The sequence below is a fragment of the Streptomyces niveiscabiei genome, assembly GCF_001419795.1.
Taxonomy (GTDB): Bacteria; Actinomycetota; Actinomycetes; order Streptomycetales; family Streptomycetaceae; genus Streptomyces; species Streptomyces niveiscabiei.
The window spans coordinates 1-259 of the sequence record NZ_LIRL01000818.1 but is presented as its reverse complement, the minus strand read 5'-3'; positions in this window follow the sequence as shown (position 1 = coordinate 259).

The following is a 259-nucleotide window of genomic DNA, read 5'->3' as shown; positions in this document are numbered from 1 at the left end:
GGCGTCCAGGGCGAGTACGGCGTCCTTGCCCCGGGTGTAGCGCTTGGTGACGTTTCTGAGTTCGTACATGGCGTGCAGCAACTCCTCGGTGAGGTAATGGGGTTCAAAAGAAACCGACTACTCGACGCGCCGCAGCGCGTCAGCGGGACGCAGACGGGACGCCCGCCACCCCCCGAACGCCCCGGCGATCAGCCCACCGGCCACCGCGAGCCCCACGGCCAGCGCGACCGTCGAGACGCTGACCGGCGCGGTCAGCGCG